Below are 14,219 nucleotides of genomic sequence, written 5' to 3'. Positions count from 1 at the left end.
CGGAGGTAGTCATGCGACTGCTGCGCCCTGGCGACGTCGTCTACGCTCCGGAGCTCGACGCCCCGTGGCTGCGCTGGGTGATCGACGTGCTCCTCGCCGGCATCTCGTCCGGCAGCGTGATGATCAGCGTGTCCGTGTCGGCCGAGCCGTCGGAGCGGCCCACGTCCAGCATCGCCGCCTACATCCTGGGCGTGACGCTGGGCGCGCTGCTGCTGGTGCGCCGGCGCTGGCCGGGCCTGGTGCTGGTGGGAAGCCTCGTCGCGGTCACGATCTACAACCTGACGGACTTCCCGAGCATCGCGCCGGTCTGGCCGCTGATCATCCCGCTGTGCACCATGGCGGCGGCCGGCCGGCTGATGTTCGCCGCGGTCGTGGGGCTGATGGCGTTCGCCAGCTCCTCCGTGTGGCTGGCCTACCAGAACGTCGACCTCACCCTCAGCCTCATCGACGGGATCTTCCGCGAGCTGCTCCTCGTCATCGGCGCGCTGTTCCTCGGCGACAGCATGCACAGCCGCAGCCGCTGGTCCGAGGAGGTACGCCAGCGCCTGGAGGGCGAGGCCAACCAGCAGCTGATCGACGAGCGCCTGCGCATCGCCCAGGAGCTCCACGACGTCACCGCCCACACCCTGGCCGTGGTCGGCATCCAGATGGGCGTGGCCCACGACCTGGTGGCCCGCGACCTGGAGGCGGGGCGCGCGGCGCTCCGCACCGCCCGCGAGATCAACAACGAGGCCATCGCCGAGCTGCAGGCGGCCGTCCACGTGCTGCGCAACGGACAGAGCAAGGGCCAGGGCAAACCGTCCCCCGAGTTGACGCCGCTGCCCGGCGTGGCCGACATCGCCACGCTGGTCGACCGGGCCAGGGTGTCCCCGCTGAAGATCGACCTCGTCGAGGAGGGCGACCCCGCCCAGGTCCGCCCGGCGGCCGGGCTGGCCATCTACCGCATCGTCCAGGAATCGCTGACGAACGTGCTGAAACACGCGAACGCCACCCTCGTCGAGGTGGAGCTGGAATACCGGGGTGACGGCGTCGCCGTCACGGTACGGAACAATGGCACCGGCGCGACCCCGCCGGCCCGCGGGCCGTCCAGACCGAAGGGCGGCCACGGGCTGACGGGCATGCAGGAGCGGGCCACCAGCCTGGGTGGCTGGCTGACCGCGGGGCCCGACGCCGACGGCCACTACACCGTCAGCGGCTGGATCCCCGCCCCCTGAGAGAGGAAGTGATCGATGACGATCCGCGTCGTCCTCGCCGACGACCAGCAGCTCGTCCGCGCGGGCTTCCGCAGCCTGCTCGAGATGGACGCCGACATCGAGGTGGTCGCCGAGGCCGAGAACGGCGTGGAGGCGGTGGAGGTGACGCGCAGGGAGCGGCCCGACATCGTGCTGATCGACATCCGCATGCCGCGGCTCGACGGCCTGGCCGCCACCCGCGAGATCATGAGCGACCCGGCGCTGGAGGCGGTCAAGGTCATCGTGCTGACCACGTTCGAGGTCAACGAGTACATCTTCGACGCGCTGAAGGCGGGGGCCAGCGGGTTCCTCACCAAGACCGTCGACTCCGACGAGCTGCGGCGGGCCGTACGCGTGGTCGCCGACGGGCAGGCGCTGCTCACCCCGAGCGTCACCCGGCGGGTCATCGAGGAGTTCTCCCAGCGTCCCGACGGCGGCGCGCTCGACGGCGTGGGCAAGAGCCTGGACACCCTCACCGACCGCGAGCGCGAGGTGATGGCGATGGTCGCCGCCGGCCGGAACAACACCGAGATCGGCGCGGCGCTCCACATGAGCCCGCTGACCGCCAAGACCCACGTCAGCCGCATCATCGCCAAGCTCGGCATCCGCGACCGCACGCAGCTCGTGGTGCTCGCCTACGAGAGCGGGCTGGTGAGCCCGCGGCGCTCGTAGCGGACCTCCTCGATGAAGGAGACCCCCTCCGAGTCACCGGCCGCGTCGAGGCGGCGCCAGCTCTCGCGCAGGCGCAGCCTGCCGTCCGGCAGCACCTCGGGGGTGCTCGTGCAGGTCCCCGTGACGACCCGGCCGTCCGCGAGCACCTGGGTGTAGCCGAAGGTCAGGGTGCCGTCGGGGGCGCAGGTGCCGATCAGCCGCCCGGCCGTCACCTCTCCCCCGCGGAACTCCGCCCAGACGACGTGGTCGCGCTGGTGGTAGTGGCCGACGGGAACGTCGTGACCCTGCGCCGACGAGATGAACACTTTGTTGTCGTAATTCATGATCACTCACCGTGGTCGATGGGAATCGGGCCAGATCGTGAAGGTGTGCTCGTCGCGGATCCGGTACGCCTCCCGCTCGAACAGGGCGTTGACGATGCAGGCCGCCCGCACCGACAGGAGGCTGAGGTTCGGGTCGTTGATGCCGTGGGTGAGCCGGGCCCGGTTCTGCACGAAGATGCGGTGCTGGTCGGCGTGCTTCCACAGCAGCGAGTAGTGCTGCTCGACGACCGGCTCGCCGGCCTCGTCCAGCTCCACCATCTCGGCCAGCTCCGGATCCAGCGGCAGCGGGGCCGGCTCCCGGCCGGTGGCCAGCACGACATGCCTGGCCTCCCGGAACTCGTGCCCTCCGGTGGTGAGCCGGCACCGCATCGTGACGGCGCCGCCCCGGCCTGACACCGCGACCACGTCCCGGCCCGGCAGCAGGGTCAGCGGGCGGCCGCCGTTGCGCAGGCGCTCCTCGTACTCGGCCTGGTAGATCTCCTGCAGGCTCGACATGGAGACGCCGTCGCTGGTGGTGACCTGCTCGCGCAGCAGCCGCCGGCGGGTGGCCTCGGGCAGCCCGGTGAAGAACCCCAGGTACGAGGGCCGGTAGAGGTCGTTGGCCGGGGGCGAGTCGTCGAGCGGGGCGAACCAGTGGCGGCGGCCGATCCACTGCACGTCGCGGAAGCCGGCCCGCAGCAGGGCGAGCACGCACTCGGCGCCCGTCTGGCCGCCGCCGACCACCACGGCGGGCGCGTCGTGGCCGGTCAGGTCGGGCAGGCGGCCCATGAGGTGCTCGGCCAGGATGACGCCGGGCAGCGCCCGGCTCGCGAAGCACGGGGGCACGTGCGGGCGGGTGCCCAGGCCGAACACCACGTGGCGGGCCGTGCCCAGCAGCCGGCCGCCGCCGTACAGCTCGAAGCCGTCGCGGTAGGCCACCCGGTCGACGCCCGCGCCGTAGGTGACGTCGAGGTGCTCGGCCGCCCAGGCGAGGTAGCGGGCGTACTCCAGGCGCGGGATGGCGTCGAACTGGGCGTTCAGGAAGCCGTAGATCCGCCCGGTGGTGACGATGTAGTTGAGGAAGGACAGCTCGTGCCTGGGGTCCACGAGGGAGACCAGGTCCTTGATCCACGAGGTCTGGAGCCGGGCTCCCGGCAGCATGAGCCCCTCGTGCCAGGCGGGGCCGGGGTTGCGCTCGAAGACCGGCAGGGGCCGGCCGCAGGCTCCCTCGTACAGGGCGGCCAGGCTGAGGTTCGACGGGCCGGCGCCGATGGCGACGGTGTCGTGGTCGTATCGCCGTCTGCTCATGACGTCACCGATTCGTAGGCGGCCGGGTCGAGGTTGTAGTTGGACCTGAAGAGGTTGCCCGGGTCCAGCCGGCGCTTCACGCTCAGCAGCCGGGCGAGCCCTTCCTCGCCGAACGTGCGCCGCGCCCGATCGCGCAGGTCGCGGTTGCCGGCGTGGGCGTCGGAGACGTAGTTGACGTAGCCGTCGCCGTGCACGCCCCACGGCGCCGCCGCCGCGGACACCGACCGCGCCCAGGCGGTCTGCTCCGCGTCCGCGTCCGGCGACTCCCAGATCGCCATGCCGGTGACGTTGAACCGGGCGTCGCGGAACGGCACCGCGGAGCCGCCGGCCGGGCCCCTGCGCACCGCGCCGTGGAGCTCCTCCAGGTAGACGGTGTCGTTGAAGGTGCCTCGCCAGCGGCCGGCCCGGAACCTGGCGACCAGCTCGTCGATCAGCTGGTCGGGCAGCTCGGTCGTGCACCGGGCGCTCCAGTAGTGCCGCAGGCCGTACGGCAGCCGGCCGAGGATCTGCTGCATGCTCAGGTAGTCGCGCTCCTCGACGCGCCAGTCCAGCACCTCGGGGCCGCGCAGCCGCCGCTCCAGCGTCCGCGCGTACCGCTCGTCGGACCCGCAGTAGCACACGCTCATCACAGCGGCCGGCTCCTGCGCCGGGCCGTACCGTTCCAGGAGCAGGATGCAGACCAGCTCGTCGGGGGCGTCCTCGGCCAGGTCCCGGAACAGCCGGGTGGCCGCGGCCATCTCGTGCTCCGGGTAGGCCACGACGCCGCCGTACACGCGGGAGACCTCGTGCAGGCGGAAGGTGAACTCCTCCACGACGCCGAAGTTGTGGCCGGCGCCGCGCAGCGCCCAGTCCAGCTCGGGGTCGCGCTCGCGGTCCACGACGAGGTGCTCGCCGTCGGCGGTCACCAGCGCGTACGAGAGCACGTTGTCGCACGACAGCCCGTACTTGCCCATCAGGTGCCCGATGCCGCCGCCCAGGGTGAGCCCGCCGACCCCGGTGGTGTCGAAGGTGCCGCCGGTGACGGCCAGGCCGTACCTGGAGGCGGCGGCGTCGAAGGCCGCCCAGGTCGCGCCGCCCTTGACCCGGGCCACGCGGGCGGTGTGGTCGATGCTGACCCCGTTGAGGAAGCGCAGGTCGATGACCAGGCCGCCGTCCAGGGAGGCGGAGCCCGCGATGTTGTGGCCGCTGCCGCGCACCGCGATGGGCACCTGGGCCTGGGCGGCCGCGCGGATCACGAGGCCGAGCTCGGTGCCGTTGTACGGCAGGGCGACGAGGTCGGGGCGGCGGTCGTGCATGCCGTTGAACAGCTGCCTGATCTCGTCGTAGCGGGGGTGCCCGGGACCGACCAGGCGTTCGGGGCAGACGGGGTCGAGCGTGCGGCGCAGCTTTTCGATCATCATGGCTCCGTCCGGCGAGTGGCGGCGAGCAGCAGGGGTAGCGGATCGGCGGGCAGGGGGCGGTCGGCGCGCAGGCAGGCGGCGGCCTCCCTGCTCGCGGCGAGGGCGAGCTTGGCCGCGCCGCCGCTGCCGCCGGTGAAGGTGTACAGGTGCCGGCCGAGGCGGGCGAGGCTCAGCAGGCGCCCGTCGGTGTAGGCGTCGCAGGCCGTGACGGTCCGTACGCGCCTGAGCAGCCGGAGGTCCGGCAGCCTGGTCCGCGCGGCGGCCTCGGTGTCCCGGCATGCGCCCGGCGAGGCGGGCGGCCGGCCGGGGCCGACGTCCCACTCCTCGCTGGGCACGCCGAGCAGCAGCCCGTGCCGCCCGTACGGCCGGCCGTAGAGCCCCGTGGTCTCGTCCACGAAGGCGGGCGGACGGGGGCCGGACACGTCGTAGACCTGGTACTGGATGTGCTTGGTGCGAACGGCCGGGCCGGCCGCTCCGCTGCGGGCGAGCAGCGCGGGCGTCCACGGTCCCGCGGCCACCACGGCGACGTCGAAGCGGCGGTGCCGCCCGCCCGCGACGATCTCGGCGGCGTCACCCCGCTCGCCGACCCGCGCCACCTTGCCCGCCACGACCTCGCCGCCCCGCCGCCGGAAGTCGCCGAGGGCCATGAGCCGCAGCCGGTGCGGCGAGATGTGGCCCGCCCACCGCTCGACCACCGCGGTCGCCTCGTACGGCACCCCGTGGAGGCCCAGGGCGGCCAGCGCCGTCCCGCTGAGGAGCTCCGCCCGGGGCGGCGCGCTCTCGACGGGCGCCGCGCGCACGTAGACCGAGCCGGTCTCGCGGTAGTCCGCCCAATCGCACAGGACGGCGCTCGCCCGCAGCTCGGCGAGGCTGTCGGCGGCCAGCCTGGCGGCGGCGGGATCGGGTTCGTAGCCGCGGACCAGGCCGCCCGACGCCGCGGTGGCGTCGGCGGCGGCCGGGTCGCCGGTGCAGAGGCAGATCTCGTCCCGCGGGGCGGCGGTCTTGAGCCGCCAGGCGAGCAGCGTACCCGCCAGCCCCGCTCCTATGACGCAGCAGCGCATGCCGGCCCGCTATCCGGTGATCAGGCCGAGCAGCCGCCCGGCGTCGCGGTCGCCGCGCTCGGCGGCGGGGAGCAGGCAGCGCACGGCCAGCGCGGCGTCGAAGTGCTCGGGGTGCAGCGCCTGCGCGGCCCTGACGACCTCGGCGGAGGGCAGGGACCCGGTACGCGCACCCGCATCCGCGGGCAGGGACTCGGCGACCGCCCGCCAGCGCGCGGTGAACTCCTCGAACGCGGCCAGGGTGAAGTTGCTGGAGTGCGGGGCGGGGCGGTCCCAGCTGAGGAAGAGCCTGACCAGGCCGGGGTCGGCGCCGTCCAGGAGCTCGTGCCCCCAGATGGCGTGGTTCCTGCTGGTGGAGAACTTCAGGCCGTCGAGGCGGTAGAACTCGTTGGTCACCAGGCCGCCGAGCGCCGCGCGGGGCGGCACGCCGGCGGCCGACAGGATCGCCGGGAACAGCACCGCGTAGTAGAAGGCGTTGTCCAGGCCGAGGAAGGCCCACAGGCCGGAGACGTCCTGCCAGGCGGCGGCGTACTGGGCCATGGTCCGGGCGCGGGGGTCGACGGCTCTGCCGACGGCGTACAGGTAGGCCAGGCCCATCTCGAACCACACGTCCAGCCGCTGACCGCCGCGGACCTCGATCCCCCAGTCGGAGGGGTAGCACACCGGGATGTCCGGCAGGCCCTCGTCCAGGTGGCGGCCCAGCAGGGCCCGGCAGCGGGCGGGGATGACCGCGCGCGACCAGATGCCGGTGAGCGTCTCCCTGTGGTCCTCCAGCGGAAGGGTCAGCCGCCGTCCCGTCACGGCCACCGGCGGGCCGCCGCACACCGTGCACACGGGGTCGACCAGGTCGGCCGCGGCCGCGTAGCCGCCGCAGCCCTCGCAGGTGCCACCGCCCATCGCGGCACCGCAGGCCGGGCAGGCGCCGCTGACGTAGGCGTGGTGCAGGGTCGTACGGCAGTCGCCGCACACTGTCAGCGTGTGCTCGCGGGACACGACGACGCCCGCCTCGACCAGCTCGTCCAGCAGGCCGGTCACCGCCCGCCGGTAGTCGTGGTCGCGCCGTGGCGAGGTGAACACGTGGTGGTCGACGCGGATCGCTTTGAGCACCTCGGCGATGCGCGTGCCGTAGTCGCTGATCACCTTGTCGGGGTCGAGGCCGAGCGCCCTGGCCTTGGCCGGCACGTAGTTCTGGTGGTCGTCGGTGCCGCAGATCGTCAGCACCCGCTCGCCGCGCGCCCTGGCCGCGCGGGCCGCGACGTCGGCGGCGACGTACGGGCCGGACAGGTGGCCGACGTGCAGCGGGCCGTTGGGGGTGGGGGGCGGCGACACGAGCACCGTCAGCCCGCCCGGCACGTCATCGCGCATGGCCGGCCGCCTCGGGCATCCAGTACATGCTGAGCAGGACGAGGCGGTCCTCGGCCGAGCGGTTGTGGATCACGTGGCGCTCCTGGGAGCCCAGCAGGATCGCGGAGCCGGCCGGCGCGTGTTCTCGCGCGCCGGCCACGTCAAAATCCGCATCACCCTCCACGACGACCGCCAGCTCGATTTCCGGGTGCTGGTCCGCCTGGCTGGAGGAATTGGGTGGAATAACGCACCACATCGCGCCGAAAGGCATGAAGTCAGTGCCGCCGTATTCCGTCCAGCGGCCGATTTCAATTCCGTACTCCTCGGTGAGGGCAGCCGTGGAACTGCTGAACTTCTGCATGCCGATCATCTCCCGTACCTGCGAGGACGGGTCCCCGGACACTGTCGCACGGAGGCAATGTGCGATGCCCGGGGACCGATGAGGGCAATACTCGCAACGCCTTCTGGACGCTCACTAGAGAGTCGCTTGTGGCCGGCAAAAGGCGGCCTTTCCAGTGGTTGCCGCATTAGTTAGTCTCCGGCCATGACAGTAGGCGAAAGGCCCCTTGTTTACGCGCCGCGCACCACGGTCGCGCTCCCCCGTCACCGGCTGCGCGGCTGGACGGTCAAGGGTTACGGCATCTCGGCGACCCGGGACCGCCCGCCCGCGGAGGTCCTCGACGCCGCCCGCGTGGCCGCCGACCTCACTCTCCCGCAGGCGTACGACGGGGAGCCGTCACACGCGTTCACCGTGGTGCACGAGGACGCCGACGGCTGCTACGTCGTCGTCGCCTGGTGGAGCCGCAACAAGGTGATCCTGCACTCCAGGACCTGGCTGTCCGGCTGGGACGACCCGGCCGCCTGGCGGCCCGCCCCCGCGCACGCCACGGCCTGCGTCTGGGAGCTGGCCGCCATCGCCGCCGAGCGGGACGCCTGGGTACGGCACGTCGCCTCCCCGCCCGAGCCCGACTTCGCCGCCTACCTCGCCGCCACCCATTCCGGAGTCTTCTAGGAGCCATGCCGTGACAGCGACGATCCATCCCCCCGACTCCGGCACGTCCCCTCCGGCCGCGGCCGGGCGGCGCGCCCTGCTGGCCGTGGGCGTCACCCTGCTGGCGACGTTCATGGACCTGCTGGACGCGACCATCGTCGGCGTGGCCATCCCGCGGATGCAGCGAGACCTGTTCGCCGGCAACTCCGCGATGCAGTGGGTGGTCGCCGCGTACGTGCTGGCCTTCGCCGTCCTGCTCGTCATCGGCGGCCGGCTCGGCGACATCCTGGGCCGCAAGAAGATGTTCCTCGCGGGCGTCGCCGGGTTCACCCTGGCCTCGATCGCGTGCGCCCTGGCGTTCACCCCCGCCATGCTGATCGGCGCCCGGATCCTCCAGGGCGCCTCGGCGGCGATCATGATCCCGCAGGTGCTGTCGGTGATCAGGGTGGAGCTGCCGGAGTCCCAGCGCGGCCCCGCCTATGCCCTGTACGGCATCGTGACCAGCCTGGCCACGGTCCTGGGACCGATCACCGGCGGCCTCCTGGTCGAGGCCGACCTCTTCGGCCTGGGCTGGCGGATGATCTTCCTGATCAACGTACCGGCGGGCCTGCTCGCCTTCGCCGCCGCGGCCGTGCTGCTGCGCGACTCCCGGGAGCGGGAGTCGCAGCGCCTCGACCTGGTCGGCGCGGGGCTGCTGGCCGCCGCGCTGATGCTGCTGCTGTACCCGCTGGTGCAGGGGCACGAGACGGGCTGGCCGGTCGCCGGGTTCGTGGCCATGGCGTGCTCGCTGCCGCTGTTCGCCGCCTTCGCCCGCTACGAGCAGCTCAAGGCCGCTCGGGACGGCTCGCCGCTGGTGGCCCTGCCGCTCTTCCGGCGCCCCGCCTTCACCGGCGGGCTGCTGCTGGCCTTCCTGCTGTTCTCGCAGGTGTCGTCGTTCTTCTTCGTCTTCGTCATCCACCTGCAGACGGGGCTGGGGTTCTCGCCGCTGCGCACGGGCGTCACGCTGCTGTGGTGGTCGGCGGGGGTGATCGTGGCCGGGGGCCTCGCGGTCCGGCTGGCGCCGCGGCTGGGGCGGCGGCTGATCGGGGCGGGCTCGCTGCTGGTCGCGCTCGGCATGGCCGCGATGAGCCTCACCCTCCAGCTCACCGGGACCGGGATCGATCCCTGGGTGGTCGGACCCGCCATGATCCTGACCGCGCTCGGCGTGGGCGCCATCACCCCCGTGCTGCTCGACACCGTCATCGTCGGCGTGCCCGCGCGCGACGCGGGCGCCGCCTCCGGCGTGATCAACACGATGATGCAGGTCGGGGCGGCGGCCGGGATCGCCGTCGTGGGCGCGGTCTTCTTCACCGTCCTGTCCGCCCAGGCCGCCGGCCGCGCCGACGCGCTCGTCCCCCGGCTGCGCGCCGAGGTCGCCGCCGCCGAGGTCGTGCCCGCCCGTACGCAGGCCGCGGCGGTCACCTTGCTGCGCGACTGCGTGGACGAGCGGGTGGACACCCGCAACTCGTTCCTGCCGCCGCCCGCCTGCTTCGCCGCCATGGGGAAGCCGGAGGCGATCCCGCCCGGCACGGCCGTCCGGGTCCTGGAGACCTTGGACCGGGAGATCACGGTGGCGCGGGAGGAGGCGTTCACGCTCGCGCTGAAGGTGGCGGTCTGGTATCACGTGCTCGCCGCGCTGCTCGGGCTGGCATTGATCCGCCTGTTGCCCAGATGACCTTGTTATATGCCTTGACGGTAATATTCCCCATCGGGCATATTAGGGCGTATGGCAGTCGACGTTTTCGGAGTGCTCGCGGAGCCCACCCGGCGTCGCGTCCTGGACCGGCTGCGCCTGTCGGAGAGCAGCGTCGGCGAGCTGGCCAGGACTCTGGACGTCAGCCAGCCCACGATGTCCAAGCATCTGCGGGTCCTGCGCGAGGCCGGGTTCGTCTCCAGCCGGATCGTGGCCCAGCAGCGCATCTACCGGATCGAGGCCCGGCAGTTCCGGGCCCTGGACGACTGGCTGGCGCCGTATCGGCTGCTGTGGAACACGCATCTGGACGCCCTCGAGCGTCATCTGGACAACCAGGAGGACCGATGAACCGAAACACGTTCCGGCCGGGGCCGCTCGCCGAGGTGGATTGCCAGGCCGGCGACGGCCGCTGGACCCTGGTCTTCGTCCGCGACCTGCGCCACCCGCCGGAGAAGGTGTGGTCGGCGCTGACCGACCCGGCCCAGCTCGGCGCCTGGGCGCCCTACCTGGCCGCCCGCGATCTCGGCGAGCTCGGCGACGTGACCCTGACGATGATCGACGGTGACGTCACCGAGGAACTGGGCGCGTCGGTGACGCGCGCCGAGCGGCCCACCCTGCTGGAGTACACCCTCGGCACGGACCTGCTGCGCTGGGAGCTGACCGCCACCGGACCCGGCACCCGGCTCGTGCTGCGGCACACCGTCACCGACCCGGACTGGCCGGCGAAGGTGGCGGCCGGCTGGCACCTGTGCCTCGATGTGGCCGAGCACCTTCTCGACGGGAATCCGATCGGCCCGATCCGGGGATCGGACGCGCTCCGCTACGGCTGGGAGGACCTCCGCGCGGCCTATGCCGCCGAACTCGGCGCCCACCGGTAGAACGATCCCTTTCCAGCGGCACGCTGCCGGTCTCCTCCCCCGAGACCTTGACCGTTGCCGTCGCCCAGCACTCCGCCCGGCCGGGCCGACCTCTGCCGGGGCCCGGATCGCCTCACCGGCGCTGCTCCCCGACGGCGTGTCCGTGCACGGTAAGCGGCACCCGCCCGGACGCGAGCCGGGCGCGGCGGCTCAGCCCTCCTCGCAGCCGCAGCTGCGCCTCCTGACCAGGACCGCGCGGGCGGGGAGGGGCGGGGTGGCGGGGTCGAAGAGCAGGTCCACGGCCCGCTGCGCCATCGCCTGGAGGGGCTGCGCGGTGACGGTCAGCGAAGGGGCGGTGTGGGCGCCGTCGGGGGTGCCGTCCAGGGCGATGACGGCGAGCCGGCCGGGGACGGCCAGGTCGGCGGCGTAGGCGCCGGACAGGACCCCGATGGCCTGCTCGTCCGTGGCCGCGATCAGCGCGCGCGGCACGGCGTCCGCGGCGGCCAGGCGGCGGATCAGCGCATCCGCCGCGGCGCGGGAGTAGTCGGAGCGCAGGAGGACGGCCGAGCTCCCGGCGGCCGCCTGCCAGATCTCCCGCCGCCGGCCCACGGGTCCGGTGTCCTGCGGGCCGGCCAGGAAAGCGACGTCGCGGTGACCGTGGGCCCGCAGGTGGGCGAGCGCTTCGCGGACCGCCTGCTCGTTGTCCGCGGTGACCAGCGGCGTGCCGCCGGCGGTGGAGCCGTTGTGCAGGTGGACGGCGGGCACGCGGGCCGCCCGGGCGGGCACGGTCACGTCGTCGCCCGCGTCGGCGGAGGCGATCACCAGCCCGTCGACCTGGGCGGCGAGGAAGCGCTCGACGAGCTGCCGCTCGCGCTCGGCGGAGTAGCCCGCGTTCCCGATGAGCATGAGCCGCTCGTGTCCGGCGAGCGCCTGCTCGACGTGCCTGGCCAGCGCACCGAAGTACGGGTTGAGCGCGTCCGCCAGCACCAGCCCCACCACGCCGGTGGTGCGTGAGCGCAGCGCGCGGGCGATGCGGTTGGGGCGGTAGCCGAGCTCGGCCGCCGCGGCCAGCACGCGCTCGCGGGTCGCGGCGGCCACCGGGCGGGGGCCGTCGTTCATGACGTAGCTGACCACCGCCGTCGAGGTGCCGGCTCGGCGGGCGACGTCGGCCAGGGTGATCGGCCTGCCTGCGGGATCGCTCATGACGGTTTACATTCTCTCATCTAATCGATTAGATAAGACATCCATCCATCTAATCGATTAGACGAGGTGCGCGTGCCGGGACTCCCCCTGCTCATCGATACCGACACCGGCTCCGACGACGCGGTGGCGCTGCTGCTGGCGGTCGCCGCCGACGCGAGCGGTGTCCGGGCCCCTACTACGGCAGGCGACCGGGCCACGGCGGCGGGCGACGTGCGTGCCGTGACCACCGTGGCGGGGAACGTGCCCCTGGCCACGGCCACCCGCAACGCGCTGATCACGCTGCAGCTGGCCGGGCACGCCGGCGTCCCCGTACACCCCGGGTGCGACCGGCCGCTGACCCGCCCGCCGTCCACCGCGCAGCACGTGCACGGGCTCGACGGGATGGGCGATGTGGGCCTGCCCGATCCGGCGCGGGCCCCCGCGGACGGCCACGCGGTGGACGTGCTGCTGTCCCTCGCCCGCCGCCACCCCGGCGAGCTGACGCTCGTCACCCTGGGCCCGCTCACCAACGTGGCCGCCGCGCTGCTCCGCGACCGCGAGCTGCTGACCCGCTTCCGCCACGTCTACTGCATGGCGGGCGCGGCCGACCTGTGCGGCAACATCTCCCCCACGGCGGAGTTCAACGTGTGGGCCGACCCCGAGGCGGCCCGCGTGGTGCTCCGGGCGGCCACCGCCGACCGGGTGACCTGGATCGGCTGGGACGTCTCACGCCGCGACGCCGTCATGACCCCCGGCGACCAGCGCCGGCTGGAGGAGCTCGGCACGCCCCTGGCCGCCTTCGCCCACCGGATCAACCGGGCGGTCGCCGACTGGGCCCGTGACGTCACCGGCCTGGCCGGCTACGACCTCCCCGACCCCGTCGCCATGGCGGTGGCCCTGCGCCCCGAGCTCGTCACCGAACGCGAACGCGCCCACGTGGACGTGGCCCTCGGCGACGAGACCCGTGGCCAGCTCATCATCGACCGCCGGCGCGCCGCGCCCCCGCCCAACGTGACCCTGGTGCGCCGGGTCGACGAGCAGGGCTTCAAACGGCTGCTCCTCGACGCCTGCGCGCGCACCCCGTCCCCCACCATCGAAGGACTCTCATGACCGCCGACCTGTCCGGCCGCCACGACCTGCACTGCCACCTCGACGGCTCCGTCCGCCCGGCCACGATCGCCGAGCTGGCCCGCGAGCAGGGCATCGAGCTGGACCGCCCCATCGCGGACCTGGTCACCGCGCCCCCCGACTGCGGCAGCCTGACCCGGTACCTCACCTACATCGACCTGCCGCTGCGGGTCCTGCAGACCCCCGGCGCGCTGCGCCGCGCGGCGCGCGAGCTGGTCGAGGACTGGAGCGCCGACGGCGTCGTCCACGGCGAGGCCCGGTTCGCGCCGCAACTGCACGGACAGTACGGCATGACGCCGGACGAGGCGGTCTCGGCGGTCGCCGCGGGGCTGGCCGAGGGCCGGGCGGCGACGGGCGTGCGTACCGCGCTGCTGCTGTGCTGCCTGCGCCACCAGACCCCGGAGGAGAGCCTCGCCGTCGCCGAGACCGCGGTACGCCGCCGCGACGTGGTCAGCGGGCTCGACCTGGCCGGCGACGAGCGGCTGTACCCCGGCGCCCCGCACCGGCCCGCCTTCGACCTCGCGCACCGGGCCGGGCTGCCGTGCACCGTGCACGCGGGCGAGGCCGCGGGAGCCGCCAGCGTGTGGGAGGCGATCGAGGTGCTCGGCGCCCGCCGGATCGGGCACGGTGTGCGGTGCGTCGAGGACGACGCGCTGCTCGAACGCCTGCGCCGCGACCGGATCACGCTGGAGATGTGCCCGATCAGCAACGCGCAGACGGGCGCGGTGGCCGGCCTGGCGGCCCACCCCGCCGACCGGCTGCTGGCGGCCGGGCTCGCCGTCACCATCGGCACGGACGCGCGCACCACGTCCGCGACGTCGCTGGAGCGGGAGTTCGCCGCCCTGCGGAGGACGGCGGGCTGGACCGCCGGACAGGAACGCCTGGTCCAGGAGCACGCCGCCGCCGGCGCCTTCGGCCCCGCCACCACCTGAACCCCGGGCGGCCCGGACCGCAGGGCACCGGCCCGCGGAGATCGCGACCGGGCCGGCGGTTCCACCAGGCGGGCTGCCCCA

General features: G+C 73.6%; 15 protein-coding genes. 8 read left to right on the top strand and 7 right to left on the bottom strand.

Annotated features, from left to right (window positions below; all coding sequences use genetic code 11):
- Positions 1-11: 11 nt before the first annotated feature.
- Complete coding sequence (locus AB0J69_RS28595; protein ID WP_364123201.1) at positions 12-1,214, top strand: sensor histidine kinase; 1,203 nt, start codon at positions 12-14, stop codon at positions 1,212-1,214.
- Between the two features lie 15 nt (positions 1,215-1,229).
- On the top strand, positions 1,230-1,904 hold the full coding sequence (locus AB0J69_RS28590) for a response regulator transcription factor (protein WP_364123199.1): 675 nt from the start codon (positions 1,230-1,232) through the stop codon (positions 1,902-1,904).
- On the opposite strand, the gene AB0J69_RS28585 is transcribed toward AB0J69_RS28590, so the two are convergent.
- Genes AB0J69_RS28585 through AB0J69_RS28560 form a run of 6 tightly spaced genes read right to left on the bottom strand, consistent with a single transcriptional unit; the run spans position 1,868 to position 7,686 of the window.
- Positions 1,868-2,227, bottom strand: a complete 360-nt coding sequence (locus tag AB0J69_RS28585) for a hypothetical protein (RefSeq protein WP_364123197.1) — start codon at positions 2,225-2,227, stop codon at positions 1,868-1,870. The genes AB0J69_RS28590 and AB0J69_RS28585 overlap by 37 nt on opposite strands.
- A 6-nt stretch (positions 2,228-2,233) precedes the next feature.
- Positions 2,234-3,514 carry a SidA/IucD/PvdA family monooxygenase gene (locus AB0J69_RS28580; RefSeq protein WP_364123195.1) on the bottom strand — a complete coding sequence of 427 codons (1,281 nt, stop codon included), beginning with the start codon at positions 3,512-3,514 and terminating at the stop codon, positions 2,234-2,236.
- The gene (locus tag AB0J69_RS28575; RefSeq protein ID WP_364123193.1) at positions 3,511-4,914 is read right to left on the bottom strand and encodes an FAD-binding oxidoreductase; all 1,404 of its coding nucleotides are present in this window, start codon (positions 4,912-4,914) and stop codon (positions 3,511-3,513) included. Before AB0J69_RS28575 ends, AB0J69_RS28580 begins: the two co-directional genes overlap by 4 nt.
- The gene (locus AB0J69_RS28570) at positions 4,911-5,975 is read right to left on the bottom strand and encodes an FAD-dependent oxidoreductase (protein ID WP_364123191.1); all 1,065 of its coding nucleotides are present in this window, start codon (positions 5,973-5,975) and stop codon (positions 4,911-4,913) included. The genes AB0J69_RS28575 and AB0J69_RS28570 overlap by 4 nt, the downstream gene beginning before the upstream one ends.
- A 9-nt stretch (positions 5,976-5,984) precedes the next feature.
- A complete protein-coding gene (locus tag AB0J69_RS28565; RefSeq protein WP_364123189.1) occupies positions 5,985-7,337 on the bottom strand; it encodes a class I tRNA ligase family protein in 1,353 nt (450 codons plus the stop codon).
- Complete coding sequence (locus AB0J69_RS28560; protein ID WP_364123187.1) at positions 7,327-7,686, bottom strand: cupin domain-containing protein; 360 nt, start codon at positions 7,684-7,686, stop codon at positions 7,327-7,329. The genes AB0J69_RS28565 and AB0J69_RS28560 overlap by 11 nt, the downstream gene beginning before the upstream one ends.
- A 174-nt stretch (positions 7,687-7,860) precedes the next feature.
- Between AB0J69_RS28560 and AB0J69_RS28555 the strand changes: the two genes are divergently transcribed.
- The 4 genes from AB0J69_RS28555 to AB0J69_RS28540 are packed head-to-tail and all read left to right on the top strand — an operon-like array spanning position 7,861 to position 10,917.
- Positions 7,861-8,328 carry a hypothetical protein gene (locus AB0J69_RS28555; protein ID WP_364123185.1) on the top strand — a complete coding sequence of 156 codons (468 nt, stop codon included), beginning with the start codon at positions 7,861-7,863 and terminating at the stop codon, positions 8,326-8,328.
- A gap of 10 nt (positions 8,329-8,338) precedes the next feature.
- Positions 8,339-10,021 (top strand): MFS transporter, encoded by a 1,683-nt coding sequence (locus AB0J69_RS28550; protein WP_364123183.1) that lies wholly within the window; start codon positions 8,339-8,341, stop codon positions 10,019-10,021.
- Positions 10,022-10,072: 51 nt separating this feature from the next.
- Complete coding sequence (locus tag AB0J69_RS28545; protein ID WP_364123181.1) at positions 10,073-10,387, top strand: metalloregulator ArsR/SmtB family transcription factor; 315 nt, start codon at positions 10,073-10,075, stop codon at positions 10,385-10,387.
- Positions 10,384-10,917, top strand: coding sequence for an SRPBCC family protein (locus AB0J69_RS28540; protein WP_364123179.1), 534 nt, complete (start codon positions 10,384-10,386; stop codon positions 10,915-10,917). Before AB0J69_RS28545 ends, AB0J69_RS28540 begins: the two co-directional genes overlap by 4 nt.
- A gap of 189 nt (positions 10,918-11,106) precedes the next feature.
- Here the strand turns inward: AB0J69_RS28540 and AB0J69_RS28535 are convergent, their stop codons facing one another.
- Positions 11,107-12,099, bottom strand: a complete 993-nt coding sequence (locus AB0J69_RS28535) for a LacI family DNA-binding transcriptional regulator (RefSeq protein ID WP_364123178.1) — start codon at positions 12,097-12,099, stop codon at positions 11,107-11,109.
- A gap of 72 nt (positions 12,100-12,171) precedes the next feature.
- On the opposite strand from AB0J69_RS28535, the gene AB0J69_RS28530 reads away from it, so the two are divergent.
- Entirely contained in the window at positions 12,172-13,188 is a 1,017-nt protein-coding gene (locus AB0J69_RS28530) for a nucleoside hydrolase (protein WP_364123176.1), read from the top strand.
- A complete protein-coding gene (add, locus tag AB0J69_RS28525) occupies positions 13,185-14,138 on the top strand; it encodes an adenosine deaminase (protein ID WP_364123174.1) in 954 nt (317 codons plus the stop codon). Before AB0J69_RS28530 ends, add begins: the two co-directional genes overlap by 4 nt.
- Positions 14,139-14,219 lie beyond the last annotated feature (81 nt).

It is taken from the genome of Nonomuraea sp. NPDC049709 (assembly GCF_040674815.1).
GTDB lineage: Bacteria > Actinomycetota > Actinomycetes > Streptosporangiales > Streptosporangiaceae > Nonomuraea.
The sequence above is the reverse complement of the archived record's forward strand: the minus strand, read 5'-3'. Positions and strand labels throughout refer to the sequence as shown.